Raw genomic sequence first — 25766 nt, 5'->3', positions numbered from 1 at the left:
ACGCGTGACCTCATCGACGCCGCCCGAGCCGGCCTCCGAGCCGGTGCCGGAGCCTGCTTCGTCGACCGAGCCCGCTTCGTCGGCGGAGCCCGTATCGCCGGCCGGGCCCGAGCCCACGACCTTCGCCCCCGGTTCCGCCCGGGTGGGCCGCGCGCGGTTCACGCCGCCGCGCGGCCGTCAGTACTTCGGCGGCATCGGGCGGCGCGGCTGGACCTGGATCGTGGCCGGCAGCCTGGTCGTGATCGTGGTGCTGGTCTGCGGCGCGTTCGTCGCGGTGACCGCGGCCGTCCGCGGCGGCGTCGACCGGTCCCGGCACGACCGGGCCGTGGAGGCGGAGTCCCGCGCCGACGTGGAAGCCGCCTGCCTGGACCTGGAGCAGCGGCTCAACCGGCTGATCCCGCCCGGCGCCACCACCGGCCCGGCCGCCCGTGCCAAGGCGATCCGTGACGAGAACGTGGCGGCCCGCCCGTTCCTGCTGGAGCTGGAGCGCATCCGGACCGCCCGCGACGCGGGCCCGCTCGACGAGGACTACCTGGAGCAGGCCTGGCCGGACGGCTGGCGGCAGGTGATCGAGGCGCGCGCGGTCTACGCGGACGCGCTGGACAGGTCGGCCGGCGGCGGCGAGCCCGCGTTCTACCTGGCCCCGCGCGACGAGAACGCGGACCCGGTGGCGGACCGGCTGATCGCGGACGGGCCGGACGGCTGCGACGGCACGCTGCGGCGGTTGATCAACCCATCGCTGTAGCTCAATGCAAGATCAAACACGTGCCGTGATCAGTGACCTTGACCACAATGTGCCACAACGGTCCGATCGGGGATGCGTAATCGGCTCGTAACACCCAGACTCCCTTGCGGATGGTCTACGTCACACGCGGCGTAACGCGTGTCACAGGCGAACGCATCAGGGGAGCCGGAATGACGACGGCGACGAGGCCGGGCCGGGCCGCGATCACGGCAAGGACGCTGCGCACCGATCGGTGGTGGTTCGCGCCGCTGGTCACGTTCGTCGGGCTGGGCGCCTGGGTCACCTACGCCACGGTCCGGGTGTTCATGCACGGCAACTACTGGGTGGAGCAGTACCACTACCTCACGCCGTTCTACTCACCGTGCGTGACGGAGCGGTGCGTGGAGGCCGCGGCCCATCTCGGGCGGTTCCTGCCCGGCTGGTGGATCGTGCCGGACGCCGCGCTGACCCTGCCGTTCCTGCTGCTCTTCCGGCTGACCTGCTACTACTACCGGAAGGCGTACTACCGGGCGTTCTGGCTGTCGCCGCCGGCCTGCGCGGTGCCGGACGGGCACAAGCGCTACACCGGCGAGACGCGCTTCCCGCTGGTCTTCCAGAACGTGCACCGGTACGCGTTCTACGCCGCCGCCGTCATCTCCGTGATCAACACGTATGACGCGGCGCTGGCCCAGGCCACCGGCCTCGGCCTGGGCAACGTGATCCTCTGGGTCAACGTGGTCGCGCTCTGGGCGTACACGTTGTCCTGCCACTCCTGCCGGCACATCGCGGGCGGACGGCTCAAGCACTTCTCCAAGCACCCCGTGCGATACCGGTTCTGGACGTTCGTGTCGAAGCTGAACGTCCGGCACATGCAGCTCGCCTGGGTCACGCTCGGCACGCTCGCGCTGACCGACGCGTACATCATGGCGCTGGCCGCAGGCTGGTTCTCCGACCTCCGCATCATCAACTGAGGGCCTGGGATGACAACGCGAATCGAACGGCACCGGTACGACGTCGTGGTCATCGGCGCGGGTGGCGCCGGGCTGCGGGCCGCGATCGAGGCGCGCAGCGCCGGCAAGAAGACCGCGATCATCTCGAAGTCACTGTTCGGCAAGGCGCACACCGTGATGGCCGAGGGCGGCGCCGCGGCCGCGATGGGGAACGTGAACTCGCGCGACAACTGGATGGTCCACTTCCGGGACACGATGCGCGGCGGCAAGTTCCTGAACAACTTCCGGATGGCGGAGCTGCACGCCAAGGAGGCCCCGTCCCGGATCTGGGAGCTGGAGACCTACGGCGCGCTGTTCGACCGGACCAAGGACGGGCGGATCTCGCAGCGCAACTTCGGCGGTCACGAGTACCCGCGGCTGGCCCACGTCGGCGACCGCACCGGCCTGGAGATGATCCGCACGCTGCAGCAGCGGATCGTGGCGCTGCAGCAGGAGGACTTCCGCGAGTCCGGCGACTACGACGCGCGCATCCGGGTCTTCTCCGAGACCACGATCACCGAGCTGATGCTGGACGGCGACCGGGTGGCCGGCGCGTTCGGCTACTACCGCGAGTCCGGCGAGCTGGTGCTCTTCGAGGCGCCGGCCGTGGTGCTGGCGACCGGCGGCGTCGGGAAGTCGTACAAGGTCACGTCGAACTCCTGGGAGTACACCGGCGACGGGCACGCGCTCGCGCTCCGGGCCGGCGCGACGCTGATCAACATGGAGTTCCTGCAGTTCCACCCGACCGGCATGGTCTGGCCGCCGTCCGTGAAGGGCATCCTGGTCACCGAGTCGGTCCGCGGCGACGGCGGCGTGCTGAAGAACTCCGAGGGCAACCGCTTCATGTTCGGGTACGTCCCGGACGTCTTCCGTAAGCAGTACGCGGAGACCGAGGAGGAGGCGGACCGCTGGTACACCGACCCGGACAACAACCGCCGCCCGCCCGAGCTGCTCCCCCGCGACGAGGTGGCCCGCGCGATCAACACCGAGGTCAAGGAGGGGCGCGGCACCCCGGCCGGCGGCGTCTACCTGGACGTCAGCACGCGCATGCCGGCCGAGACCATCCGCCGGCGCCTGCCGTCGATGTACCACCAGTTCAAGGAGCTGGCCGACGTCGACATCACGGCCCAACCGATGGAGGTGGGCCCGACCTGCCACTACGTGATGGGCGGCGTGGAGGTCGACCCGGACACCACGGCCGCGCTGGGCGGCGTGCGCGGGCTGTTCGCGGCCGGCGAGGTCTCCGGCGGCATGCACGGCTCGAACCGGCTCGGTGGCAACTCGCTCTCCGACCTGCTGGTCTTCGGCAAGCGGGCGGGGGAGCACGCGGCGGCCTACTGCGATTCTGTGGCGCGCCCACGCGTACCCACGAAGGATCTTGAATTGGCCGTGGCGACCGCGCTCGGTCCGCTGGAGCGCAGCGGCGGCGACAACCCGTACCACCTGCAGCAGGAGCTTCAGGTGGTGATGGGCGACCTGGTCGGCATCATCCGGCGCGAGGCGGAGCTGTCCGAGGCGCTCAAACGGCTGCACGAGCTGCGGGCCCGTGTGGCGAACGTGAGCGCGTCCGGCGGCCGCCGCTACAACCCGGGCTGGCACCTCGCGCTGGACCTGCGCAACATGCTGGTCGTCTCCGAGTGCACCGCGCTGGCCGCGCTGGAGCGCGCCGAGTCGCGCGGCGGCCACACCCGGGAGGACTTCCCGGCGATGGACCCGGAGTGGCGCCGGATCAACCTGATCTGCGCGCTGGACGGCGACGAGGTGCGGCTGACCCGCAAACCGCTGCCGAGGATGCGGCCGGAGCTGCTGGCGCTCTTCGAGCGTGGCGAGATGTCCAAATACCTGACCGACGAGGAACTGGCCGAGTTCGACGCGCTGCCGGAGGCATGAACAGATGGGCACCAAGCGCAACTTCAGGGTCTGGCGCGGCGACGCGGGCGGCGGTGAGCTGCAGGACTTCCAGGTCGAGGTGAACGAGGGCGAGGTCGTGCTGGACATCATCCACCGGCTGCAGGCCACCCAGACGCCGGATCTGGCCTGCCGGTGGAACTGCAAGGCCGGCAAGTGCGGGTCCTGCTCGATGGAGATCAACGGCATGCCGCGACTGGGCTGCATGACCCGGATGTCGACGTTCACCGCGGACGAGACGGTCACCATCACGCCGCTGCGCACGTTCCCGGTGATCCGCGACCTGGTGACGGACGTGTCCTTCAACTACCGGAAGGCGCGTGAGACGCCCGCGTTCACACCGCCCGCGGACCTGGCGCCGGGCGAGTACCGGATGCAGCAGGTCGACGTGGAGCGCTCGCAGGAGTTCCGCAAGTGCATCGAGTGCTACCTCTGCCAGAACACCTGCCACGTGATCCGCGACCACGAGGAGAACAAGCCGCCGTTCTCCGGCCCGCGCTTCTTCATCCGCGCGGCCGAGCTGGACATGCATCCGCTCGACACCCTGGAAGACCGCAAGGAGTACGCACAGGCGTCGATGGGGCTGGGCATGTGCAACATCACCAAGTGCTGCACCGAGGTCTGCCCGGAACACATCAAGATCACCGACAACGCGATCATCCCGATGAAGGAGCGCGTGGTCGACCGCCGCTACGACCCGCTGGTCTGGCTCGGCCGCAAGATCTTCCGCCGGGACCAGCTTCCTTCGCCGGGCCCGGACCCGCTGCTGGGCGTGCTGCCGCCGCGGGAGCCGGCCGAGGGCGAGCCGGACTGGCAGCGGCGGCATCACGGCGCGCAGGGGCCCGCGGTCGGCGACGACGGTCACCTGCCGATCACGGAGCTCACGTTCGAGAACCAGGGGGCCGGGTCGCCGTTCGGCGACGACGTGACGTTGCCGCTGCCGGCCGAGGACCTCAACTACCACCACCCGCGAGACGATCCCCGGCGCTGAGCCGTCAGAGACCCCGCAGATGCTCGCGCAGCGCGCGCACGATCGGCTCGTCCGCCGGCAGCCAGGGCACGTCGTCGAGCTCGTCCACGGACAGCCAGCGCAGCTCGCTGTGCTCGATCGCGCGCGGCTCGGCATCGCCGGTCAGCTCCGCGAGGTAGACCCGCAGCACGGCCCAGCCGTTGCCCAGCGTCACGTCGCCGCCGACACGCGCACCGACACGCACAGTGACGCCCAGCTCCTCGACGCACTCCCGGGCGACCGCATCGGTCTCGGACTCGCGCGGCTCCACCTTGCCGCCGGGGAATTCGAAGCGCCCCGCGACCTCCGGCGGCGCCGAGCGCGCGCACGCCAGGACCCGTCCGCCGAAAAGGATGGCAGCGCCGACGACGACCTTTGACCTGGCCCGTTCCGTGTCCACGGGCAACCAGAGTGCCAGATCAATCGGTATTTCGGGTGGACCGGATCAACTCTTAGTACGAGAAAGAGGTAGTCCAGTAGCCATGGACATGCCAGCCCGTCAGCGGGAAGACTAGGGGCGACACCATGACGACACGGCGACGATTTGGCCACAAGCCGGCAACGACGCCTGGGGGAGGCGTGGCGATGCGTGCTCTCTGGAGCAACAGCGGTCGCACTGCGAACCGTGACTATTTGAGTGACGCTCTGACCTTACTCACTGGTTGGACCCGTGACGGCCAGCAGTTGAGCCGCACCCTCGCGCTCAACGAGGCACAGCACGCGGACCTGACCGAGCGGATCAAGGTCGCGGCGGATGCGCTGCACCTGCGGCCGGACATCCGGCGCCACGAGGGCCAGACCCAGATCCGGGTCGCGGCCGGCGGCGCCGAATCCATAACGGAGGGTCAGGTCGCACTGGCGGCGCGTATCGAGGATGCGTACCGTACGGTCACCGCCGCCTAGTGATCCTCGCCACAGCACGACCGGGCTAGCCTCAGGGTCATGGCAGAAGCGACCTATGACCGCAAAGAACAGCTGAAGCAGATCGAGAGCGGCCTCCTGGAGGGCGAGAACGTCATCGCGGTCTACGACGCGATCGGCGTCGGCACCGGCTTCATCGGCCTCACCAACCGCCGCGTGATCATCCAGGACAAGTCGTTCGTCGGCAAGAAGTTCGCGATCACCAGCATCCCGTACTCCAAGGTGACCAGCGTCAGCGTGGTGAGCAACGCGTCCTGGGCCGGCTCCTTCTTCGGCTCCAGCACCATCGCGGTCAACGTCGGCACCCACTCCTACGAGGTCGAGTTCCGCGGCGACCACAAGGCCCACCACGTCCACAACGTCATCCTGTTCTACATCTCGTAGACGCGAGTGACGGGCAACGGCGTCTCCGTGACCTCGCCGTCGCGCAGGCGCAGCTCGTAGGCGCCGGCCCCGTCCCGATCGGCGATCGCCTCGGACAGCACGGTGCCGCGGAAGACCAGCCCGGCGCCGTTGTCCGTGGCGTAGCCGTGCGGGGCGAGCACACCCTCGCGCATCAGGCGGTGCATGAGCGGGCGGCGCTGCTCCTCCGCGTCGTAGTGGACGCCGTTCGCGTAGGGAAGCCAGCCCAGGCCGTCGGTGAACGCGCGCAGGTCCCGGCCGTAGCTGTCGGTGGTGCCGCCGAGCGTCCAGCAGATGCTGCCCGCGGAGACGCCGCCCATGACCACGCCGCGCTGCCACGCCTCGTGCAGGATCTCCGGCAGGCCGTGCACGCGCCAGACCGCCACCATGTTGGCCACGCTGCCCCCGCCGACCCAGATCACGTCCTGCGCCAGCAGATGTCCGCGGATGTCCGGGTGGTTCGGCATCGGGAAGAGCGCGAGGTGCGAGACCTCGAAGCCGGCCGCGGTGAGCGCGGCGTAGAAGGCGGCCCGCGTGCTCAGATCGTCGCCGTCGCCCTGCCCCAGGAAACACAGCCTCGGCCGCCGGCCACCGGTCTTCGCCAGCTCCGCCGCGTAGCGGTAGACCGGTCCGGCCTTCCAGTCATAAGGACCGGTCCCGGACCCTCGGAACACCATGCTCGTCGCGATGATCGTGGGTTCGTCCGCCGCCATGCTCACGCCCTTCGCCAACAGCCGGATCGTCGTTGCGGAATGTTACGGTGACGGCATGACCGCGGTGCCCGAATGGATGCGCCCGCCCCGCCCCGAGGGGTGGTATGCCGACGACCTCGACGAACTGCCCCAGGCACCGCGCCACACCGAACTCATCGATGGAGCACTCGTCTTCATGATGTCCCCGCAACGGGCCTGGCACGGCCGGCTCGTCACCGCCCTGGTGCTTGCCCTTTCGGAGCAGGCGCCACCGGGTGTCGAGGTGGAACGGGAGATGACGATCCGGCTCGACGAGCGAAACCGTCCCGAACCGGATCTGCTCGCGACGACGACGCCCTACGATCCGGACCGTACGTACTACAAGCCGGACGAGGTTCTGCTGGTCGTCGAGGTGGTCTCGGCGGAGTCTGCACACCGCGACCGGACGGTCAAGCTGCGCAAGTACGCGGAGGCCGGAATCGCGCACTACTGGCGCATCGAGGACGAGGACGGCTCACCGGTCGTCCACGCCTACGAACTCGACGGCCCCACCAGGGCCTACGCGCCGTCCGGAGTCTTCCGCCACCAGGTTCGCACGCCTGTTCCCTTCCCGATCACGCTCGACTTGGCCCGCCTGCTGCCCGCTCGGAGGAGCTGAGCCAGGCGTCGGCCGGGCCGGGACCTGCCCCATGCTGGGCAGCTCGCCTACAGGCCGATGATCCGGACCCGTTGGCCGCAGAGCTTGACCATGTCGTCGACGTCGGAGGTCAGGATCGCCACCGGAGCGGGCAGGCGGAGCGCCACCTCGGCGACCATGGCATCGATGGCGTACTTGTGCCCGTGCAGCCCTGCCGCCTTCAACAGGCTCGCACTGCGGCGGGCACTCTCCTTCGTCACCGCCTCCACCCGGATCCGGGACAGCAGCCAGTTCAGCCGCACGACATCCACGCTGGCGTAAGAGGTCTCGATGATCGTGGCAGCCGACATGGCGAGATCAGCCCCGTCACGCTCCGCCAGCTCCAGCAGTCCCAGCACTTTGCGATCCCGGTCGATCCATCCCGAGAAGCCCTGTGAATCGAGCACCAAGGTCTCAAGACTCACGCCGCGCGCTCCGACTCCTCGGCGCCGTAGAGGAGCGTCCGGGCCTCGGCCATCTCCTCGCCGGTGAACGCTCCGAACTCATCCTGATAGCGGTCCAGCTCCTCTCGCAGAAGCCGGCGTCGCTCGGCCCGCTCGGCCAGCTCGGTGAGATAGCCGGAGACGTTGTCGGTGTGCGACTTCATGCTTTCCAGCAATTCCGCCGGAAGCGTGATGGTGACCTTCTTCGTCCTCGCCATGCGGCAACCATACCCTGGTATTACCAGCATCGACGAGACGCGCGAGGACCGACACCATCGGTGCCGGCCCTCGTCATGAATCGGTCAGACGTTGAAGCGGAACTCGACCACGTCGCCGTCCTGCATGATGTATTCCTTGCCCTCGATGCGGACCTTGCCGGCGGCCTTGGCGGCGGACATGGAGCCGGCGGTGACCAGGTCGTCGAAGCCGACGATCTCGGCCTTGATGAAGCCGCGCTGGAAGTCGGAGTGGATGACGCCGGCGGCCTCGGGGGCGGTGGCGCCGATCGGGACGGTCCAGGCGCGGGACTCCTTGGGGCCGGCCGTCAGGTAGGTCTGGAGGCCGAGCGTGCGGAAGCCGACGCGGATGAGCTGGTTGAGGCCGGGCTCGGTCTGGCCGATGGACTCGAGCAGCTCGCGGGCCTCGTCCTCGGGGAGGTCGATCAGCTCGGACTCGATCTTGGCGTCCATGAAGACGGCCTCGGCGGGGGCGACCAGCTCGCGCAGCGACGCGAGGAACTCCTCGTTGGCCAGCTCCTCCTCGTCGACGTTGAAGACGTAGAGGAACGGCTTCGAGGTGAGCAGGTGCAGCTCGCGCAGCTCGTCGATCTCGATGCCGGCCTTGGCGGCGCCCGCGTAGAGCGTGGTGCCGCCGTTCAGCAGCTCGGCGGCGGCCTTCGCGGCGGTGACGACGCCGGCGCGGTCCTTCTTGAGCTTCGCCTCCTTCTCCAGGCGCGGGATCGCCTTCTCCAGCGTCTGGAGGTCGGCCAGGATCAGCTCGGTGTTGATCGTCTCGATGTCGTCCTTCGGCGAGACCTTGCCGTCGACGTGCACCACGTTCGGGTCGGAGAACGCGCGGACGACCTGGCAGATCGCCTGGGAGTCGCGGATGTTCGCCAGGAACGCGTTGCCGCGGCCCTGGCCCTTGGACGCGCCGCGGACCAGGCCGGCGATGTCGACGAACGAGACCGGCGCCGGAATGATCTTCTGTGACTCGAAGATGCCGGCCAGCTTGTCCAGCCGCTCGTCCGGCAGCCCGACGACGCCGACGTTGGGCTCGATCGTGGCGAACGGGTAGTTCGCCGCGAGCACGTCGTTCTTGGTCAGGGCGTTGAAGAGGGTGCTCTTGCCGACGTTGGGCAGGCCGACGATCCCGATGCTGAGACTCACAACGCACCAGGATAGTGCCCCGGGCAGAAACGTATTGTTCCTGGTGATGATCTATCGGTACCTGACCGCCGCGGTGCTCGCCCGGTTCGCGGACGAGGGCGCCCGGGTGGCGCTGGTGCTGCTGGCGCTGGAGACGGCCGGGAGCCCGGCCCTCGGTGGCGCGCTGGCGGCCGCGTTCATGGTGCCGCACGTGCTGGCCGGGCCCGCGGTCGGCGCGCTCGCGGACCGGGCCCGGCGGCGCGCACCGGTCTTTCTGCTGCTGATCGGCGGGAACGGCGTGGCGATCGTGCTCTGCGGCCTGCTGACCGGCCGCGTGCCGGTGCCGGTGGTGCTGCTGATCGCGGTGCTCGGCGGCTGCTGCGCCCCGCTCGGCACCGGTGGCCTGTCCAGCCTGATCAAGGAGTTGTTCCCGCCGGAGCGCCGCGACCGGGTGTACGGGACGGACGTGATGACCTACAACCTGGCCGGCATCTGCGGACCGGCCGTGGTGGCCGTGATCGCGGAGCCGGCCGGGGCGCGCGCGGCGACGCTGGTGCTGGGCGCGGGCGCGATCACGGCCGGGCTGCTGGTGCTCACGCTGCCGCTGCCGCCCCGCCCCGCGCCGGAGGTCGCCGGCACCGTGCTGACCGGCGGGTTCGGCGCGATCTGGCGCATCCGCCCGCTGCGCGCGGTGACGCTGTCGACCAGTCTGGGCGCGGGCGCCTATGGTGCGTTCCCGCTGATCACGGCGTTGCTGGCGATCAAATTCCACACGGGGTACGCCGCCGGCGCGCTGCTGTCCGCCGCCGCGATCGGCGGGCTGGCCGGATCGCTGCTCTACGCGCGCTACCCGGCCGGGGCGGGCCGCCCGGAACGTACCGTGATGATCTGCCTGGTGGCGAGCGCGCTGCCGCTGGCCGCGGTGCCGCTGGCGTCCGGCGTGCTCCCGGCGCTGCTGCTCTTCGGCCTGTCCGGGTTCTTCTTCGGCCCGCAGTCGGCCGCGCTGTTCGCCAGCCGGGACCGGCACGCGCCGCCCGCGGTGCACACGCAGGTCTTCACGCTGGGCGCCGGGTTGAAGGTGACCGCGTCCGCGCTCGGTGCCGCGCTCGCCGGGTACGCGGCCGGCGCGGGCCCGGACGGCCTGCTCCTGGCGGTGGCCGGCGTGTACGCGGCGGGCGGCGCGCTCGGCGCGGTGCTCCTCGCCCGCGGCTGAGGACGCACACGACCACCGCGTCTTCGGTGCCAGCACGAGGCCACGGTCGGCTATTTCCCGAAATTTCAGGCACGGAGCGCCCGGCGACGGATCCACACCTCGACGCCGAGGTAAGGACACCCACGACCTCGACCGGAAAAGAGGGTGCAACCGCCACCGGGTGTGAAGCGTGCAGCTCATGCGAACCACACACGCACGAGACCTTCACGGGGGACAGTTCCATGATCAAGCGATTCGGCGCGCTCGCGCTGGCGGCCCTGGCGCTCACCGCCTGCACGACCGGCGGCGACGACAAGGGCCCGCTCCCTTCACCCGCGCCCAGCTCGGCCGCCACCACCTCGCCGCCGGCGGCCGCGCCCACCGCCGCAACGCCCACGCCCGCGGCCACCACGGCACCACCCGCGGCCGCACCCGCCCCCGGTGAGACCGGTGCCGGCGACTGGAAGTCCGCGCTGGCCGCGGTGCTGGCCTGCCCGGACGGCGCGGGACCGGTGGAGCAGGGACCGCTGGTCAACCGCGACCTGACCGGCGACGGCGTGCCGGACGTGCTGGTCGCGGGCGCCTGCACCGGGTCCACGTCGAGCTGGCCGTCCGTGGTCCACGTCTACGACGGCGCGCCGCCGGCCGGTCAGTGGCGCCGGCTCGGTGTGCTGCTCACCCAGGAGGACGGCGAGGACGAGCGCGGCCTCCGGGTCAAGAAGATCCTGATCGAGGACGGCACGATCGTGGTCACCTCGCGGGCGTACCGGAAGACGGACAACAACGCGGACGGCGGCTCGCTCACCGTCACGGACCGCTTCACCTGGACCGGCACCGGGTTCCGGCGGGGTGACCGTACGATCGCCTGACCATGACGAACTCTCCTCGCCTTCCCGCCGGCACCCAGGTGGTGCTCCGGGAGGCCTCCCTGGATCACGCCGGGGCCAGGGTCCAGCGCGGCGCGACCGGCCGCGTGATCGGCGACGCCGAGTCCGGCGGTTACCTGATCCGGCTCTCCGACGGCCGGCAGCTGACCGCCGGTCGTGCCGAGCTGGCGCTGCGCAAGGCCCACCAGCAGGCGACGGGCGTGGGCGACGCGGCGACCGAGGACCACCGGTTCGTCACGGATCACACGATCTATGCCGCGGTGGTCGGTTCGCGGGCGTTCGGGCTGGACACCGCCGAGTCGGACACGGACGTCCGGGGGGTCTACGCGGCGCCGGCCGACGCGTTCTGGTCGCTGCGCAAGCCGCCACCGCACGTGGACGGGCCGGAGCCGGAGCAGTTCTCCTGGGAGGTGGAGCGCTTCTGCGAGCTGGCCCTGAAGGCGAACCCGAACCTGCTCGAGGTGCTGCACTCGCCGCTGGTCCGGACCGTGACACCGCTCGGCGAGGAGCTGCTGGAGCTGCGCGGCGCGTTCCTGTCCCAGCTCGTGTACCAGACCTACTCCGGTTATGTGCTGAGCCAGTTCAAGAAGATCGAGGCGGACATCCGGCGCGACGGGGAGCCCCGCTGGAAGCACGTCATGCATCTGCTCCGGCTGCTGCTGGCCTGCCGCGACGTGCTCTCCACCGGCAGCTTCCGGACCGATGCCGGCGACAACCGGGAAGACCTTCTGCGGGTACGCCGCGGCGAGCGCTCCTGGCCCGAGGTGGAGGCCTGGCGGCTGGCGCTGCACGCGGAGATCGACGACGCGCTGGACCGTACGCCGCTGCCGGCCGGTCCGGACACGAAACGGGTGGACGACTGGCTGCGCTCGGTGCGCGCCCGGAGCGCTGCGGAGTTCCTGCGATGACACGCGACATGACCGTGCTGGACCTGGACGAGCTGCGGGCGATCACCCACGGCCAGCCGTACCCGCTGCTGTTCGTGACCGTCTCCGGCGCGCACCTCTACGGTTTCCCGAGCCGGGACTCGGACGTCGACCTGCGCGGCGCGCACCTGCTGCCGATCGAGGAGGTGGTCGGCCTGCGCACCGGCCGGGCCACCATCGACACCAGCTGGGAGCAGGCCGGGGCCGAGATCGACCTGGTCACGCACGACGCGTTCAAGTTCTTCCGGCTGCTGCTGAGCCGCAACGGGTACGTGCTGGAGCAGTTGCTCTCGCCGATCGTGGTCAGCGGTTCGCCCGCGTACGAGGAGCTGCGCGCGCTCGGGCCGGACACGGTGACCCGGCACCACGCGCACCACTACCGGGGTTTCGCGCAGACGCAGCGCCGGATGTTCGAGAAGTCCGGCGAGCTGAAGCCGCTGCTCTACACGTTCCGGGCGTACCTGACCGGCGTGCACCTGATGCGGTCCGGCGCGCTGAGCGCGCACCTGCCGACGCTGGCCGGGCTGGTGCCGGAGGCGCCTGGCTACCTCGGGGAGCTGATCGCGGCGAAGACGGCCGGGGAGCACCGGGCCGCGACCGGCGTGGGGCCGGACCGGGAGCGGCTGGACGCGGATCTGGCCGTGCTCGAGGCGGCGCTGGAGGAGGCGCGGGCGTCGACGCGGCTGCCGGAGCGGCCCGGGGCGGAGAACGCGGTGCACGATCTTCTGGTGCGACTTCGTACCGGCCGGTAGCCACCTACAGCGTGTCAGTGCTGGTCAGCGTACCCGCAGGTCATCTGCACTTTGATCTTATGGCTCTTTTGGTATGAGGCCCACGGGTTCATCGATCGCTATATGTGAAAGCCACATCCAGCGATCAGGAGGACCACGTGAAACGATCCCTGTCGGCCACCGGCGCCGCCCTACTCATGGGCGGTCTGCTGGTGGGCGTCGGCCCCGCGGCCACCGCCGCGGCGTCGCCGGCGCCGGGCCCCGGCATCGCACCACTCTCCGCCGCATCCCTCGCGCTCACCCAGCACCGGCCGGCGCTGCAGGCGAGTGACGCGGACGCGTTCGTCGTCCGGAACAGCACGGTCGACCCGGACGGTGCGGCGCACGTCCGGTACGACCGCACCTACAAGGGTCTCCGCGTGCGCGGCGGCGACACGATCGTGCACACCGCGGCGAACGGCAGCTTCGCCAAGGCGTCCGTCGGTCTCGCCCGTCCGCTCTCGCTCGCCACCACCGCCGCGGTTTCCCCCTCCGCGGCGTCGGACACGGCGAAGGCGCAGTTCAAGGGCACGATCACCGAGGTCGGCAGCCCCGAGCTGATCGTGGACGCGACCGCCGGCGACGGCGTGCTCGCCTACCAGACCGAGATCACCGGCTGGAACGTGGACGGGCAGACGCCGTCGCGGTTCCAGGTCGTGGTGGACGCGGCCACCGGCGCGGTGCGCGAGTCTTGGGACGAGATCGAGATGGTCGACGGCACCGGCCGCGGCATCTACGTCGGCACGGTCACGCTGAGCACCACGCTCTCCGGCAGCAGCTACACGCTGACCGACCCGACGCACGGCAACGGCCGCACCTGCGACATGAACAACACCACGTCGACCTGCTCGACCATGACCGACGCGGACAACGCGTGGGGCACCGGCGCGCAGTCCAGCGACCAGTCCGCGGCCGTGGACGCGCACTACGGCGCCGCGCTCACGTTCGACTACTTCAAGAACAGCCACGGCCGGAACGGCATCTTCAACAACGGGGCCGGCGTGCCGTCCCGGGTGCACTACGGCAGCAGCTACGTCAACGCGTTCTGGGACGGCGCCCAGATGACCTACGGCGACGGTTCGGGGAACTCGAACCCGCTGGTCTCGCTGGACGTGGCCGGGCACGAGATGTCGCACGGCGTCACCGAGAACACGGCGAACCTCAACTACACCGGCGAGTCCGGCGGCCTGAACGAGGCCACCAGCGACATCTTCGGCACGATGGTCGAGTTCTCCGCGAACAACTCGTCCGACCCGGGTGACTACCAGATCGGCGAGGAGATCAACATCAACGGCAACGGTACGCCGTTGCGCTACATGTACAACCCGACGCTGGACGGTGCCTCGCACGGCTGCTGGTCGTCGTCCACGAACAGCGTGGACGTGCACTACTCGTCCGGGCCGGGCAACCACTTCTTCTTCAACCTGGCCGAGGGCACCGGCTCCACCGCGTACGGCACGTCGCCGGTCTGCGGCTCCGCCCCCGCGGTCACCGGCATCGGGCGCGCCAAGGCGGCCGCGATCTGGTACCGCGCGCTGAGCACCTACTTCACCTCCACCACGCGCTACTACCTGTCCAGCAACCTGAGCTCGACCGCCCGCGCGCACACGCTCTCCGCGGCGACCGACCTCTACGGCTCGTGCAGCACCGAGTACAAGGCGGTCCAGACCGCGTGGACGGCCGTGAACGTGGCCGGCAACGATGCGGTCTGCTCCGGCACCGGCAACTCGTTCACGCTGTCGCTGTCGTCCTCGTCCGGCACGGTGGCGGCCGGCTCGTCCGTCGCGACCACGATCTCCACGGTCAACACCGGCACCGCGCAGACCGTGGCGCTGACCGCGTCCGGGCTGCCGTCCGGCGCGACCGCGACGTTCAACCCGTCGTCGATCACGTCCGGCAACTCGTCCACGCTGACGCTCGCCACCAGCACGTCGACGCCGGCCGGGACGTACTCGATCACGGTCACCGGCACCGGCACCTCGGTCACCCGGACCGCGACCTACGCGCTCACGGTCGGCTCCGGGGGCGGCGGGACCTGCTCGTCCCAGCTGTTCGCGAACGGCGGCTTCGAGTCCGGGGCGACCTCCTGGACGCAGAGCCCGACCGGCGTGATCGGCATCCACAGCACGCAGCCGGCCCGTACCGGCAGCTACGCCGCGTTCCTCAACGGGAACGGATCGACCAGCACGCAGTACGTCTACCAGCAGGTGGCGCTGCCGACCGGGTGCTCGGCCTACGCGCTGACGTTCTACACGCACATCGACTCGGCGGAGACCACGACCAGCACGCAGTACGACAAGCTGGCCATCCAGGTACTGAACACCAGCGGCACCGTGCTCGGCACGCTGGCGACCTACTCCAACCTGAACAAGGCAACCGGGTACACGGCCCGGTCGCTGAGCCTGGCCTCGTACGCGGGCCAGACCGTCCGCATCCGGTTCTACGGGACGGAGGACACCACGCTGCAGACGTCCTTCGTCATCGACGACACCGCGGTGACCGTCTCCTGAGATCCGCCGGGGCGTTCCGCGACGTGCTGCGTTCGCGGAGCGCCCCGGCGCGCGTACGATCGCCGTATGGCGGAAAAGGTGACCCTCGGCCTGAGGGCGGACACCCTGGCCCGAGCGCGGGCGGCCGCGGCCGAGGAGGGGCTCACGCTCTCGGCCTGGCTCGACCGGGCGGCGCGGCGCGAGGCGCTGCGGCAGGCCGCCCGGCGCCACGAGGAGTGGCTGACCGCCAACCCCGACGTCCGTGACGAGCTGGACGGCTTCGACCGTCTGGCGGAGAAGCTCGAGACCAACTGGAACGACCTCTCCGACGCCGCGTGAACCGGGGCGAGATCTGGACCATCGGGGGCCGCAGCGATCTGCGGTACCGCGTCGTGGTCCTGTCCGGAGACTCGCACAACGAGCGGCCCAGCGCCGCGCCGTTCGTGGCGCCGATCGTGCGCCAGCGCGGCAGCACCGAGCTCCCGCCGTTCGCGGTGCCGCTGGCCGAGGCGGACCCGCTCTCCGGCGTGGTGGTGGTCAACCGGATGCGGCGGCTGCCGGCCAGCGCGGGCGCGGAGAAGGTCGGCATGATCACCGGCGCCAGTCTCGCCAGGCTGAGCGAGGCGCTGCGCGATCTGTTCGAGCTCTGACGGTCTTGCTCCTTGCCTGACTACGGCGGGACCGGCAGGGAGGAGCGCCGGTGACGGCCGGTGTCCGATGCCGCTTACTCAGTTCGGCAGTGAGTTGTTTTCTGAGTCGGCTTTCGGCGTCGAGGTCTGGGTCCGCCGCGATCAGACTCGGGCGCTTCTCGCGGCTAGTCGTGGGTCACGGTCGGAATAAGCCGAGTGGCACGGGACCGATGCCCGCGGGAGCAACGCTGCCGGACCTCGGCGTACGCGGGAAGACGTGGGTGTGGGTCTTCGCCTTGTTGATCATGAAGAGATGCTGCGCCAGCGGGTGATCGTGGTGGCGAGCGCGGCGGCCAGGCCGGCGTAGAGGGCGAGGGCGCCGCTGCCGACGGCGCCGGTCACCAGCAATGGGTCCGCGATGATCCACTCGGTGGTGAGGACCACGGTCGCCACGTAGATCACGATGCCGCCGGCGCCGATGGCGGCCGCGCCCGGCACGTCCAGGCGGCGCAGCAGCGCCCAGAGTGCCAGCGGGACCACCGCGGCCGGGACCGCGAGCAGGATCAGGCCCGCGCCGATGTTCGCTCCGATCACGTCCGCCCACAGCGTCACGCTCAGCAGCATGAGCACGCCGGCCGGGATGAACCACGACAGCGCGAAGACGACGGCCGCACCGGCCGCCCCGAGGAACACCTGCTTTCCCATGCGGACGATCCTGCCGCCGCGCGGCGTCAGGTCCCTGAGTTGCGGTACTCAAAATTGCCAGGGGTCTCCCCCACCACCCGGGTGAAGTCGCGAATGAAATGCGACTGATCGAAGTAGCCCAGATCTGCCGCGACCTGCGACAACCCGCCGGAGGAGGGGTCGGACAGGCGCTCGGCGGCCTCGTGCAGGCGGTAGCGGGACAGCACCCATTTGGGGGTTACGCCGACGTATGCCCGGAACAGCCGTTGCAGCGAACGCGCGGACAGGCCGAACCGGGCCGTCACGTCGTCCACCCGCCGCACCTCCCGGTCGTGCAGCAGCGCGCCGGTGATCCGCCCGACCAGCGCGACCGTGGGATCCGGCGCGGGCCAGTGCGCGAGCAGAAACCGTTCTGCCTCGGCCGCCAGCTCCGCGATGCCGGTCGCGGCGCGCAGGCGTACCCCCGGATCGCTCTTGATCAGCTCTTTCAGCGGCCGGACCCGGTCGGTCAGCTCGACCACCTCGCCCGGCCAGAACGGCGCGAACCCGCCGGGCCGGAACTTCACCCCGAAGACGAAACCAGACCCCATCAGCGGGTACGTGAAGAGCGCGCGACCCACACCGTTGATCATCACGTCCGTGCCGGGGAGCCAGGTCAGGTTCACACACGGGTGCGGCAGCAGCGTGGCCTGCGAGGTCCGGCCCGGGGGCAGGTCCCACGACACCATCCAGTGCCGCTCCACCAGCGCGGACACGGCCTCGGACGGGGCCAGCCGGGTGATCGTGTAGTCGCGCGCGCCGATCAGCCCGCGCTCGCTGGTGGTCACCGGTCCCTGTCGCGTTTCTACAAGCGCGGTCGCCGTCATGGGTACCAGCATGGACCCCATGTCTGACAACAACGTGGCCCCGGCCGGATATGCGCAGCTCAGCCTCTTCTTCGCGGTGAACGAGGCGGCGAAGGCGCTGGAGTTCTACCGTGACGTGTTCGGCGCCGAGATCCTGGTCCGGATGGAGGCGCCGGACGGCGCGATCATGCACGCGGAGCTGTCGCTGAACGGCGTGCGGTTCCAGCTCAGCGAGCCGATGCCGGCGTACGGGATCGGCGCGCCGCCGGCCGAGGGGAACGCGTTCACGGTGACGCTGTGGACGGCGGACCCGGACGACGTGTTCGCCCGCGCGGTGGCGGCCGGCGCGACGCCGCTGTCCGAGGTGGCGGACGTGTTCTCCGGGGATCGGATGGGCGTGCTGCGCTGCCCGTTCGGCGTGCGCTGGGCGATCTGCCGGCACGACCGGGACGTGCCGGTGGAGGAGATCGCGGCGGCGGCCGCGGCCTGGGCGTCCTCCTCGTCGTGATCCGCTCCGACGACGTGCGGGTCGCCTCGATCACGGGGTTCAGGGGGCGAGCGCCTCGATGATCTCGTCGGCGCGGCGGGCGGCGGCGGCCGGGTCCGCGTCCGGCGCGCCGATGAGCGGGTCCCAGTTCAGGTCGTGGAAGACCTCGGTGACGCCGGCCTCGCCGAGCCGGTCCACGTCCGCGCGGATCTGGGCGTACGAGCCGGTCAGCGGCTTACGGCCGGCCTCCGGGAGCACGTCGCCGGCCTGGACCGGGCCGCGGCTGACCACGCGCACCGCGTCCGGATCGCGCCCCGCCTCGGCCGCGGCCGCGCGGACGATCGCCACGCTGTCGCCGATCTCGGCCAGGTTCGCCTTGCTGCGGCTGATCCAGCCGTCGGCCAGGCGGCCGGCCCGGCGCAGCGCCGCGGGCGCGGAGCCGCCGAGCAGGATCGGCGGGCCGGGGCGCTGGACCGGCAGCGGGTGCTGGTAGCCGCGCGGGAGCCGGTAGAACTCGCCCTCGTGCGGCGCGCCGTCGCCGGACCAGAGCGCGCGGAGCACGCGCACGAACTCGGCGGTGCGCGGGCCGCGCCGGGCCGGGTCCGCACCGGTCGCGACGAACTCGGGCTCGGACCAGCCGCTGCCCAGGCCCAGGTCGAGGCGGCCGCCGGAGAGCACGTCGAGCGAGGTGGCCTGTTTCGCCAGGTAGACCGGGGAGAGGTACGGCACGTTCACGACAGCGACGCCCAGCCGGATGCGCGTGGTGCGCGCGGCCGCGAACGTGAGCGCGATCAGCGGGTCCAGCACGCTGCGGTAGACCGGGTCCGGCTGCGGATCATCGGGCACGAAGAGCCGCTGGAACGTCCAGAGCGAGTGGTATCCGAGCTGCTCGGCGCGGGTGGCCACGTGTGCCACGCGTTCCGGCGAGGCCCAGGCGCCGGCCACCGGGAGACCCAGTCCCACATGCATGCCCCTCACGGTACCGGGAGCCTGATCGGTCACGCTGATGTCCGAAACCCGCGAGCCACGGGCCGGTCGGCGGGGGCAGGATCGACGGCGTGGATCTGGACTTCGAACGCTGCTACCGCGCCGTGGACAGCCGCGACCAGCGGTTCGACGGGTGGTTCTTCACGGCCGTCACCTCGACCGGCATCTACTGCCGGCCGTCCTGCCCGGCCACCACCCCCCGGCGGGAGAACGTGCGTTTCTACCCGTCCGCGGCCGCCGCCCAGCGCGGCGGCTTCCGGGCCTGCCGCCGCTGCCGGCCGGACGCCGCGCCCGGCTCGCCGGACTGGGATGCGCGGGCCGACGCCGTGGGCCGCGCCATGCGGCTGATCGGTGACGGCGTGGTCGACCGTGAGGGCGTGCCCGGCCTGGCCCGCCGCCTCGGCTACACGGAGCGCCACCTGCACCGCATGCTCGCGGCCGAGGTGGGCGCCGGGCCGCTGGCGCTGGCCCGCGCGCAACGGGCGCAGACCGCGCGCATCCTGATCGAGACGACCGGGCTGAGCCTGGCGGAGATCGCGTTCGCGGCCGGTTTCGGCAGCATCCGGCAGTTCAACGTGACGATCCAGCAGGTGTTCGGCGCCAGCCCGTCGCAGCTGCGCGAGATGCGCCGGCAGTCCGCCGGCTGGCTGCTGCCCGGCCCGCCCGTGGCCGAGGGGCCGGGCGTGGTGCACCTGCGGCTGGCCTACCGGGCGCCGCTGCACGTGTCCGCGCTGCTCGGCTTCCTGGCCGCCCGCGCGATCCCGGGCGTCGAGGAGGCGGACGAGGTGACCTATCGGCGGGCGCTGTCGCTGCCGCACGGGCCGGCCACGGTCGCGCTGACGCCGCGGGACGGTTTCGTGGCCGCGGTGCTGCGGGTCGCGGACATGCGCGACGTGGCCCCGGCCGTGGCCCGCTGCCGGCGCCTGCTCGACCTGGACGCGGACCCGGATGCGATCGACGACACGCTCGACGCCGATGCGGCGCTCGCCGGGTCGGTCGCGGACGAGCCGGGTGTGCGGGTCCCGCGCGCGGTCGACGGCTTCGAGATGGCGGTGCGCGCGGTCGTCGGCCAGCAGGTCTCGGTGGCCTCGGCCCGTGCCGTGCTGAGCCGCCTGGTCCGGGCCGCGGCTGATCGGCGTGCGGTCGCGGACCCTCCTGTCGAGGACCCGGCCGGGCGCGGGGCGGCCGACGAAGAGGGTGGCGGTGCGGGCGAGCCGGCCGCTCCTGGCCCGCTCGCCGGTGGACCGGCCGTCGGGCTCATGCCGTTCCCGGCGCCGGAGGGGTTGCTGGAGCTGCCGGACGAGGCGTTCGGGATGCCGGGGGCGCGGCGGGAGACGCTGCGGGCGCTGGCCCGCGCCATGGTGAACGGCCTGACGCTGGACCCGGGCGCGGACCGGGAGGAGATCACCGCGCAGCTGACCGCGCTGCCCGGGATCGGGCCGTGGACCGCGGGCTACGTGGCGTTGCGCGCGCTCGGCGATCCGGACGTGCTGCTTCCGACCGACCTCGTGGTGCGCAAGGGCGCGAAGGCGCTCGGCCTGCCGCACACGCCCGCCACGCTGGCCGCGCACGCGGAGCGGTGGCGGCCCTGGCGCTCCTACGCGCTGATCCGGCTCTGGCGCGCGGCCGCGTCCGTGCCCGCCGGGTCCCCACCGGCCACGGCCTTCCGGCCATGATCTTCTCCGCCGCGAGCCGCCTGTTCACGGCCTCCCCGGCGGCGACCTTCCCGGTCATGACCACAGCGATGCCCCCGACGTTCGAGGAGACGAGAGATGACGACGATGGATCATGCGAGCCTGCCGACGCCGGCCGGGCCGCTGACGATCGTGACCGGGCCGGACGGGCGGGTGCGCGCGGCCGGCTTCACCGGCGACGTGCCGGGCCTGGTGGCGCTGATCCACCCGAGCCTGCGCGACGGCGAGCTGCGCGAGCGCGCGGACCTGGGCGAGATCACCGCGAAGGTGCGCGCCTATCTGGACGGAGATCTGACAGCGATCGACGACGTGCCGGTGCGGCAGCACACCGGCGGCCTGTTCATGGCGCACGCGTGGGTGGTGATGCGCGACATCAAGCCCGGCCGGCCCGTGACCTACACGGACTTCGCGGCGCTGTCCGGACGCCCGGCGGCGACCCGGGCAGCCGCGGCGGCCTGCGCGAAGAACGCGGTGGCCTTCTTCGTGCCGTGTCACCGGGTGCTGCGCGTCGACGGCGGGCTGGGCGGCTACCGGTGGGGTCTGGAGGTGAAGCGCTGGCTGCTGGATCACGAGGCCCAAGCCTGAGACGCGGGTCGATGGATCACGACGGTCGTGGATGAGTCGGCAATGAGCCACTTCTCACCGAGATAGATATCGACGCAGTTGCTACCGTCACTGTGTGCAGCGTGATCGCCACTGGACTGTAAGTGGCGGCCCGCGCCGCCAACCAGCACGAAATTTATGGCGAATTAGGCGCTATCTCCGCCCGTACCGATGGCAGATGCTCTGGTTGTTGCTCACCGGTCTGGGGGGAACAGGCGCGAGCCTGGCGGTCCCGCTCGTGGTGCAGCGGGTCGTGGACGGGCCTGTCGTGCGGGGCGACACGCGTGGGCTGCTGATGCTCGGCGCGTTGGCGCTGTTCTTCGGCGTGGTCGAAGCCCTGCTGATCTTCATCCGGCGATGGACGCACGCGGCGGCCGCGGTCGGGCTGGAGGCGGCGATCCGCGACGACCTCTATGCCCACCTGCAGAAACTGCCGGTCTCGTTCCACGATCGGTGGCAGTCCGGCCAGTTGCTCTCCCGGGCCACCAGCGATCTCGGCGTGATCCGGCGGTTCCTGTCGTTCGGGCTGATCTACCTGGTGGTCAACACGATCACCTACGTGACGGTGATAGCGATGCTGATCCGGCTCTACTGGCCGCTCGGCCTGGTCGCGGCCGCCAGCGCGGTGCCGCTGTTCATCTTCGCCCGGCAGTTCGCGCAGAGCTACCTGCAGTGCTCGCGCGCGCTGCAGGAGCAGCAGGGCGACGTGGCCACGCTGGCCGAGGAGACCGCGCTCGGGCTGCGCACCATCCGGTCGTACGGGCGCGGGCGGTTCATGGCCGGCCGGTTCGCGGCGGAGATCGGCGAGCTGCGGGACATCGCGGTCGACAAGGCCGCGCTGCTCTCCCGGGCCTCCGCCAAGTTCGACCTGGTGCCGAACCTGACGCTGGCCGTGGTGCTGGTGGCCGGCTCGATCGCGGTCGCGGACGGCCAGCTGACCATCGGACGGCTGGTCGCGTTCGCGTCGCTGCAACTGCTCCTGGTCTGGCCGATCGAGTCGCTCGGCTGGATCATCGCGAACGGGCAGGAGTCGATGACCGCGGCGGACCGGGTCTACGAGGTGATGGACACCGCCCCCGCGGTCCAGGACCGGCCGTACGCGCGGGTGGTGGAGCCCGGCCCCGGCCGGATCGTCTTTCACGACGTGCACTTCCGCTACCCGGGCACCACCCAGGAGGTGCTGCGCGGCGTGGACCTGGAGGTGCGGCCCGGCGAGACGCTGGCGATCGTCGGCCTGACCGGCTCCGGCAAGACCTCGCTGGTCTCGCTGGTCCCCCGGCTCTACGACGCGACGTCCGGCCACATCACGCTGGACGGCACCGACCTGCGCGACATCCGGCTGGACTGCCTGCGCGGGCTGGTCGGCGTGGCGTTCGAGGATCCGGTGCTGTTCTCCATGTCGGTGCGGGAGAACATCACGCTCGGCGCGCCCGGCGCCACCGACGCGCAGATCGCGGAGGCGCTCGCGGTCGCACAGGCCGGGTACGTGTACGACCTGCCCTGGGGCCTGGACACCCGGGTCGGCGAGCAGGGCCTGTCGCTCTCCGGCGGGCAGCGGCAACGACTCGCGCTGGCCCGCGCCGTGCTCGCCCGCCCGCGCGTGCTGGTGCTCGACGACCCGCTCTCCGCGCTGGACGTGCACACCGAGGCGCTGGTCGACGAGGCGCTGGCCCGGGTGCTGAAGGGCACGACCGCGCTGATCGTGGTGCACCGGCCGTCCACGATCGCGCTGGCCGACCGGGTGGCGCTGATCGAGGGCGGGCGGATCGCCGCGGTCGGCACCCACTCCGACCTGATGGCGACCATGCCGGCCTACCGCGCGGTGCTGGCCGCCGAGACCGCCCCGGCGCAGGGATCATGACCGCCGACAAGACGTGGCGCGGCCGGGCCGTCGAGGAGGACGCGGAACGGGCCGCGGCCGAGGTGACGGACGCGCGGGCGCTGCTGCGACTGCGCACCCGGAGCCGCCTCCTGCTGGGCCGGATGCTGCACCCGCACCGGCGGATGCTCGGCGTCGCGGTCGCGTTGCTGCTGCTGCAGAACGCCGCGGGCATGGCCGGCCCGTTCCTGGTCATGCTGATCATCGACCGGGGCATCACGCCGCTGGCCGAGCGCGGGGACCCGGCGCTGCTGCTGACGCTCGGCGCGGTGTTCCTGGTCGCCGCGATCACCGAGTACGCCACGAAGCGCGGTTTCCTGCTGCTCTCCGCGCGGATCGGCCAGTCCGTGCTGTTCGCGCTGCGGCAGCGCGTCTACGACACGTTCCAGCGGCTCAGCGTCGGCTTTCACGAGCGCTACACCTCGGGCCGGATGGTGGCGCGACTGACCAGCGACATGGACTCGATCGCGGAGCTGTTCGACGGCGGCATCAACGACCTGGTCCTGGCCGGGTTCTCGGTGATCTCGGTGGCCGGGATCCTGCTCTGGCTGGACGTACCGCTGGCGCTGGTGACCCTGTTGTCCTTCCCGTTCCTGCTGCTGCTGTCGCGGTGGTTCGCGCACGCGTCGTCGCTGGCCTACCGGCGGGGGCGCGAGGCGGTGGCGCTGCTGATCGTCTGGTTCGGCGAGTCGCTGGGCGGTATCCGGGCCGTGCACGCGTTCCGCCGCGAGCCGCGCAACCAGGAGATCTTCGCCGGGATCAACGACGACAACCGGCGGGCCACGCTGCATGCGTACCGGCTGATCGCGATCTACTCGCCCGCGATCAAGCTGATCGGCAACGTGACGATCGCGGTGGTACTGACCTACGGCGGCTGGCAGGTGATGCGCGGGCACATCGAGCTGGGCGTGCTGGCCGCGTTCCTGCTCTACCTGCGCCGGTTCTTCGAGCCGATGCAGGAGCTGAGCCAGTTCTACAACGCGCTGCAGTCCGCGACCGCGGCGCTGGAGAAGCTGGCGGCCGTGCTGGACGAGAAGCCCGCGGTGCCGGAGCCGGAGCGCGCCTACCCGATGCCGGCCGGGCGTCCGGCCGGCCGGGTCGCGCTGCGGGACGTGGAGTTCGCGTACCGGCCGGGGAAGGTGGTGCTGCCCGCGCTGGACGTGGACATCGCGGGCGGGCAGACCGTGGCGCTGGTCGGCGCGACCGGCGCGGGCAAGTCCACGATCGCGAAGCTGGTCGGCCGCTTCTACGACCCGACGTCCGGCACGGTCCGGCTGGACGGCGTCGACCTGCGGGACCTCACGGACGCCCAGCTGCGCCGCGCGGTCGTCATGGTCACGCAGGAGAACCACATCTTCTCCGGCACGGTCGCGGACAACATCCGCTTCGGCCGGCCGGACGCCACGGACGAGGAGGTGCGCGCGGCCGCGGCCACGATCGGCGCGGACGACTTCATCTCCGGGCTCCCCGACGGGTACGACACCGACGTGCACAGACGCGGCGGCCGGCTCTCCGCCGGGCAGCGGCAGCTGGTCGCGTTCGCCCGCGCGTTCCTCGCGGACCCGGCCGTGCTGATCCTGGACGAGGCCACGTCGTCGCTGGACGTGCCGAGCGAGCGGCTGGTCCAGCGCGCGCTGCGGACGATCCTCGCGGACCGGACCGCGCTGGTCATCGCGCACCGGCTCTCCACCGTGGAGATCGCGGACCGGGTGCTGGTGCTGGACGAGGGCCGGGTGGTCGAGGACGGCCCGCCGGCCGCGCTGATCCACTCCGGTGGCCGGTACGCCACGCTGCACCAGCAGTGGCGCGACTCCCTGATCTAGGCCGGCAAGGGGTCGTCGTAGGCGCCCGAGGGACCGCCGAGACGATCGCGGCCGTTCGGGTACGGCCACCCGTTCGGCGTGCATCCGTGCAGGCCGAGCGACTGCTGCTGCATGACCGGCGCGGGCCCGCCGGCCTCCGGGCACAGCTCGTGGCCCTGGTGGAGCCGGTGCCCGACCTCGTGGTTGACCAGGTACGCCCGGTACTCGGCCAGCGGCTCACGCCAGTGCGGCACGCCGTCGGTCCACCGGGCCACGTTCAGCACCACGCTGTCGCCGTTGCGGCAGGACGTGTAGCGGTCCGTGCCCATCGCGCAGAGCACGTCCCGGGTGCCGGGCGTGGCGAGGTAGACGGTGAAGTCGTACCGCTCGCCCGGCCCGGCGCGGTGCAGCCGCCACTGCCCGCCGGTGATCCAGCTGCGGTCGTCGGAGAGCACGCCGGTGACCTCGTCCGCGAACTCGGCCGGCGTGACGCCCTCGATGCCCTCCTCGACCACGGCCCGGTAGCGCAGCAGTGTGCCGGACCGGCCCGCGGTCCCGGTCTCCGCGGGCGCGACCCGCCACCGCCGGTTGCCGTCGGCCGGGAACGTGATCGGCGGGGCCGGCTCGGACAGCGCCGGAATCGGCACGGGGCTCTCCTGTGGGGCGCTCGCCGGCGCGCGCGGGGCGACCACCGGGACAGGCTGCGCACAGCCGGTCACCGAGGCCGCACAGAACGCCGTGACCAGCATTTTTCTCCACAC

The 25766-nt window shown here is 71.4% G+C and carries 28 protein-coding genes; 19 read left to right on the top strand and 9 right to left on the bottom strand.

Annotation, left to right across the window (positions count from 1 at the left end; all coding sequences use genetic code 11):
- Positions 1-4 precede the first annotated feature (4 nt).
- The 4 genes from OP04_RS17685 to OP04_RS17670 all read left to right on the top strand — a co-directional run bounded on the left by OP04_RS17685 (position 5) and on the right by OP04_RS17670 (position 4612).
- Entirely contained in the window at positions 5-745 is a 741-nt protein-coding gene (locus OP04_RS17685) for a hypothetical protein (protein WP_157239950.1), read from the top strand.
- A gap of 170 nt (positions 746-915) precedes the next feature.
- Complete coding sequence (locus tag OP04_RS17680) at positions 916-1695, top strand: hypothetical protein (protein ID WP_033340807.1); 780 nt, start codon at positions 916-918, stop codon at positions 1693-1695.
- A gap of 9 nt (positions 1696-1704) precedes the next feature.
- Positions 1705-3603: a fumarate reductase/succinate dehydrogenase flavoprotein subunit gene (locus OP04_RS17675; protein ID WP_033340806.1), complete on the top strand. Its 1899-nt coding sequence runs from the start codon at positions 1705-1707 to the stop codon at positions 3601-3603.
- Between the two features lie 4 nt (positions 3604-3607).
- On the top strand, positions 3608-4612 hold the full coding sequence (locus OP04_RS17670; RefSeq protein WP_033340805.1) for a succinate dehydrogenase/fumarate reductase iron-sulfur subunit: 1005 nt from the start codon (positions 3608-3610) through the stop codon (positions 4610-4612).
- 4 nt (positions 4613-4616) lie between these two features.
- Here OP04_RS17670 and OP04_RS17665 read toward each other — a convergent pair whose 3' ends face one another.
- Entirely contained in the window at positions 4617-5030 is a 414-nt protein-coding gene (locus OP04_RS17665; RefSeq protein WP_033340804.1) for a (deoxy)nucleoside triphosphate pyrophosphohydrolase, read from the bottom strand.
- 185 nt (positions 5031-5215) lie between these two features.
- On the opposite strand from OP04_RS17665, the gene OP04_RS17660 reads away from it, so the two are divergent.
- Complete coding sequence (locus OP04_RS17660) at positions 5216-5533, top strand: 4a-hydroxytetrahydrobiopterin dehydratase (protein ID WP_033340877.1); 318 nt, start codon at positions 5216-5218, stop codon at positions 5531-5533.
- Between the two features lie 39 nt (positions 5534-5572).
- Positions 5573-5935 carry a PH domain-containing protein gene (locus OP04_RS17655; RefSeq protein WP_033340803.1) on the top strand — a complete coding sequence of 121 codons (363 nt, stop codon included), beginning with the start codon at positions 5573-5575 and terminating at the stop codon, positions 5933-5935.
- Here the strand turns inward: OP04_RS17655 and OP04_RS17650 are convergent.
- A complete protein-coding gene (locus OP04_RS17650; protein WP_033340802.1) occupies positions 5923-6666 on the bottom strand; it encodes a Type 1 glutamine amidotransferase-like domain-containing protein in 744 nt (247 codons plus the stop codon). The two genes, OP04_RS17655 and OP04_RS17650, sit on opposite strands and share 13 nt — an antisense overlap.
- Between OP04_RS17650 and OP04_RS17645 the strand changes: the two genes are divergently transcribed.
- On the top strand, positions 6641-7303 hold the full coding sequence (locus OP04_RS17645; protein WP_232323631.1) for a Uma2 family endonuclease: 663 nt from the start codon (positions 6641-6643) through the stop codon (positions 7301-7303). The genes OP04_RS17650 and OP04_RS17645 overlap by 26 nt on opposite strands.
- Before the next feature lie 47 nt (positions 7304-7350).
- On the opposite strand, the gene OP04_RS17640 is transcribed toward OP04_RS17645, so the two are convergent.
- From OP04_RS17640 to ychF, 3 genes are all read right to left on the bottom strand, one after another.
- Positions 7351-7746, bottom strand: coding sequence for a PIN domain-containing protein (locus OP04_RS17640; protein WP_033340801.1), 396 nt, complete (start codon positions 7744-7746; stop codon positions 7351-7353).
- The gene (locus OP04_RS17635) at positions 7743-7982 is read right to left on the bottom strand and encodes a hypothetical protein (RefSeq protein WP_033340800.1); all 240 of its coding nucleotides are present in this window, start codon (positions 7980-7982) and stop codon (positions 7743-7745) included. Before OP04_RS17635 ends, OP04_RS17640 begins: the two co-directional genes overlap by 4 nt.
- An 84-nt stretch (positions 7983-8066) precedes the next feature.
- A complete protein-coding gene (gene ychF / locus OP04_RS17630; RefSeq protein WP_033340799.1) occupies positions 8067-9152 on the bottom strand; it encodes a redox-regulated ATPase YchF in 1086 nt (361 codons plus the stop codon).
- Between the two features lie 46 nt (positions 9153-9198).
- Between ychF and OP04_RS17625 the strand changes: the two genes are divergently transcribed.
- The 7 genes from OP04_RS17625 (at position 9199) to OP04_RS17595 (ending at position 16045) form a co-directional block, all read left to right on the top strand.
- Positions 9199-10344, top strand: coding sequence for an MFS transporter (locus OP04_RS17625; protein ID WP_033340875.1), 1146 nt, complete (start codon positions 9199-9201; stop codon positions 10342-10344).
- 221 nt (positions 10345-10565) lie between these two features.
- Positions 10566-11192: a hypothetical protein gene (locus OP04_RS49765; protein WP_051798189.1), complete on the top strand. Its 627-nt coding sequence runs from the start codon at positions 10566-10568 to the stop codon at positions 11190-11192.
- Between the two features lie 2 nt (positions 11193-11194).
- Positions 11195-12118 carry a nucleotidyltransferase domain-containing protein gene (locus OP04_RS17615; protein ID WP_085066544.1) on the top strand — a complete coding sequence of 308 codons (924 nt, stop codon included), beginning with the start codon at positions 11195-11197 and terminating at the stop codon, positions 12116-12118.
- Complete coding sequence (locus tag OP04_RS17610) at positions 12115-12888, top strand: nucleotidyltransferase domain-containing protein (protein ID WP_232323630.1); 774 nt, start codon at positions 12115-12117, stop codon at positions 12886-12888. Before OP04_RS17615 ends, OP04_RS17610 begins: the two co-directional genes overlap by 4 nt.
- A 137-nt stretch (positions 12889-13025) precedes the next feature.
- Entirely contained in the window at positions 13026-15416 is a 2391-nt protein-coding gene (locus tag OP04_RS17605; protein WP_051798205.1) for a M4 family metallopeptidase, read from the top strand.
- A 66-nt stretch (positions 15417-15482) separates the two neighbouring features.
- Positions 15483-15734, top strand: a complete 252-nt coding sequence (locus OP04_RS17600) for a hypothetical protein (RefSeq protein ID WP_033340796.1) — start codon at positions 15483-15485, stop codon at positions 15732-15734.
- Complete coding sequence (locus OP04_RS17595) at positions 15731-16045, top strand: type II toxin-antitoxin system PemK/MazF family toxin (RefSeq protein ID WP_033340795.1); 315 nt, start codon at positions 15731-15733, stop codon at positions 16043-16045. Before OP04_RS17600 ends, OP04_RS17595 begins: the two co-directional genes overlap by 4 nt.
- Before the next feature lie 282 nt (positions 16046-16327).
- On the opposite strand, the gene OP04_RS17590 is transcribed toward OP04_RS17595, so the two are convergent.
- Positions 16328-16729 carry a hypothetical protein gene (locus OP04_RS17590; protein WP_033340794.1) on the bottom strand — a complete coding sequence of 134 codons (402 nt, stop codon included), beginning with the start codon at positions 16727-16729 and terminating at the stop codon, positions 16328-16330.
- Positions 16730-16755: 26 nt separating this feature from the next.
- Positions 16756-17574 (bottom strand): AraC family transcriptional regulator, encoded by an 819-nt coding sequence (locus OP04_RS17585; RefSeq protein WP_063746626.1) that lies wholly within the window; start codon positions 17572-17574, stop codon positions 16756-16758.
- A 19-nt stretch (positions 17575-17593) separates the two neighbouring features.
- Between OP04_RS17585 and OP04_RS17580 the strand changes: the two genes are divergently transcribed.
- Complete coding sequence (locus OP04_RS17580; protein ID WP_051798188.1) at positions 17594-18061, top strand: VOC family protein; 468 nt, start codon at positions 17594-17596, stop codon at positions 18059-18061.
- A 39-nt stretch (positions 18062-18100) separates the two neighbouring features.
- Here the strand turns inward: OP04_RS17580 and OP04_RS17575 are convergent, their stop codons facing one another.
- Positions 18101-19009, bottom strand: coding sequence for a TIGR03619 family F420-dependent LLM class oxidoreductase (locus tag OP04_RS17575; protein WP_033340791.1), 909 nt, complete (start codon positions 19007-19009; stop codon positions 18101-18103).
- Positions 19010-19098: 89 nt separating this feature from the next.
- Between OP04_RS17575 and OP04_RS17570 the strand changes: the two genes are divergently transcribed.
- The 4 genes from OP04_RS17570 to OP04_RS17555 all read left to right on the top strand — a co-directional run bounded on the left by OP04_RS17570 (position 19099) and on the right by OP04_RS17555 (position 25026).
- Positions 19099-20703, top strand: a complete 1605-nt coding sequence (locus OP04_RS17570; protein ID WP_051798185.1) for a DNA-3-methyladenine glycosylase 2 family protein — start codon at positions 19099-19101, stop codon at positions 20701-20703.
- Positions 20704-20799: 96 nt separating this feature from the next.
- Positions 20800-21306, top strand: a complete 507-nt coding sequence (locus tag OP04_RS17565; protein ID WP_033340790.1) for a methylated-DNA--[protein]-cysteine S-methyltransferase — start codon at positions 20800-20802, stop codon at positions 21304-21306.
- 196 nt (positions 21307-21502) lie between these two features.
- A complete protein-coding gene (locus OP04_RS17560) occupies positions 21503-23185 on the top strand; it encodes an ABC transporter ATP-binding protein (protein ID WP_085066542.1) in 1683 nt (560 codons plus the stop codon).
- Positions 23182-25026 carry an ABC transporter ATP-binding protein gene (locus OP04_RS17555; protein WP_051798183.1) on the top strand — a complete coding sequence of 615 codons (1845 nt, stop codon included), beginning with the start codon at positions 23182-23184 and terminating at the stop codon, positions 25024-25026. The genes OP04_RS17560 and OP04_RS17555 overlap by 4 nt, the downstream gene beginning before the upstream one ends.
- On the opposite strand, the gene OP04_RS17550 is transcribed toward OP04_RS17555, so the two are convergent.
- Positions 25023-25652 carry a DUF3152 domain-containing protein gene (locus OP04_RS17550; RefSeq protein WP_232323629.1) on the bottom strand — a complete coding sequence of 210 codons (630 nt, stop codon included), beginning with the start codon at positions 25650-25652 and terminating at the stop codon, positions 25023-25025. The two genes, OP04_RS17555 and OP04_RS17550, sit on opposite strands and share 4 nt — an antisense overlap.
- Positions 25653-25766: the final 114 nt, after the last annotated feature.

This window comes from Catenuloplanes japonicus (genome assembly GCF_000717135.1).
GTDB lineage: Bacteria > Actinomycetota > Actinomycetes > Mycobacteriales > Micromonosporaceae > Catenuloplanes > Catenuloplanes japonicus.
The sequence above is the reverse complement of the archived record's forward strand: the minus strand, read 5'-3'. Positions and strand labels throughout refer to the sequence as shown.

What these genes read in the sequence shown, in the direction of transcription:
- OP04_RS17610 (WP_232323630.1), top strand. Translation starts at nt 12,115, where the DNA reads ATGACACGCGACATGACCGTGCTGGACCTGGACGAGCTGCGGGCGATC.
- OP04_RS17600 (WP_033340796.1), top strand. Translation starts at nt 15,483, where the DNA reads ATGGCGGAAAAGGTGACCCTCGGCCTGAGGGCGGACACCCTGGCCCGA.
- OP04_RS17680 (WP_033340807.1), top strand. Translation starts at nt 916, where the DNA reads ATGACGACGGCGACGAGGCCGGGCCGGGCCGCGATCACGGCAAGGACG.
- OP04_RS17555 (WP_051798183.1), top strand. Translation starts at nt 23,182, where the DNA reads ATGACCGCCGACAAGACGTGGCGCGGCCGGGCCGTCGAGGAGGACGCG.
- OP04_RS17615 (WP_085066544.1), top strand. Translation starts at nt 11,195, where the DNA reads ATGACGAACTCTCCTCGCCTTCCCGCCGGCACCCAGGTGGTGCTCCGG.
- OP04_RS17670 (WP_033340805.1), top strand. Translation starts at nt 3,608, where the DNA reads ATGGGCACCAAGCGCAACTTCAGGGTCTGGCGCGGCGACGCGGGCGGC.
- OP04_RS17580 (WP_051798188.1), top strand. Translation starts at nt 17,594, where the DNA reads ATGTCTGACAACAACGTGGCCCCGGCCGGATATGCGCAGCTCAGCCTC.
- OP04_RS17645 (WP_232323631.1), top strand. Translation starts at nt 6,641, where the DNA reads ATGATCGTGGGTTCGTCCGCCGCCATGCTCACGCCCTTCGCCAACAGC.
- OP04_RS17560 (WP_085066542.1), top strand. Translation starts at nt 21,503, where the DNA reads ATGCTCTGGTTGTTGCTCACCGGTCTGGGGGGAACAGGCGCGAGCCTG.
- OP04_RS49765 (WP_051798189.1), top strand. Translation starts at nt 10,566, where the DNA reads ATGATCAAGCGATTCGGCGCGCTCGCGCTGGCGGCCCTGGCGCTCACC.
- OP04_RS17590 (WP_033340794.1), bottom strand. Translation starts at nt 16,729, where the DNA reads ATGGGAAAGCAGGTGTTCCTCGGGGCGGCCGGTGCGGCCGTCGTCTTC.
- OP04_RS17660 (WP_033340877.1), top strand. Translation starts at nt 5,216, where the DNA reads ATGCGTGCTCTCTGGAGCAACAGCGGTCGCACTGCGAACCGTGACTAT.
- OP04_RS17675 (WP_033340806.1), top strand. Translation starts at nt 1,705, where the DNA reads ATGACAACGCGAATCGAACGGCACCGGTACGACGTCGTGGTCATCGGC.
- OP04_RS17625 (WP_033340875.1), top strand. Translation starts at nt 9,199, where the DNA reads ATGATCTATCGGTACCTGACCGCCGCGGTGCTCGCCCGGTTCGCGGAC.
- OP04_RS17585 (WP_063746626.1), bottom strand. Translation starts at nt 17,574, where the DNA reads ATGACGGCGACCGCGCTTGTAGAAACGCGACAGGGACCGGTGACCACC.
- OP04_RS17565 (WP_033340790.1), top strand. Translation starts at nt 20,800, where the DNA reads ATGACGACGATGGATCATGCGAGCCTGCCGACGCCGGCCGGGCCGCTG.
- OP04_RS17655 (WP_033340803.1), top strand. Translation starts at nt 5,573, where the DNA reads ATGGCAGAAGCGACCTATGACCGCAAAGAACAGCTGAAGCAGATCGAG.
- OP04_RS17575 (WP_033340791.1), bottom strand. Translation starts at nt 19,009, where the DNA reads ATGCATGTGGGACTGGGTCTCCCGGTGGCCGGCGCCTGGGCCTCGCCG.
- OP04_RS17635 (WP_033340800.1), bottom strand. Translation starts at nt 7,982, where the DNA reads ATGGCGAGGACGAAGAAGGTCACCATCACGCTTCCGGCGGAATTGCTG.
- OP04_RS17650 (WP_033340802.1), bottom strand. Translation starts at nt 6,666, where the DNA reads ATGGCGGCGGACGAACCCACGATCATCGCGACGAGCATGGTGTTCCGA.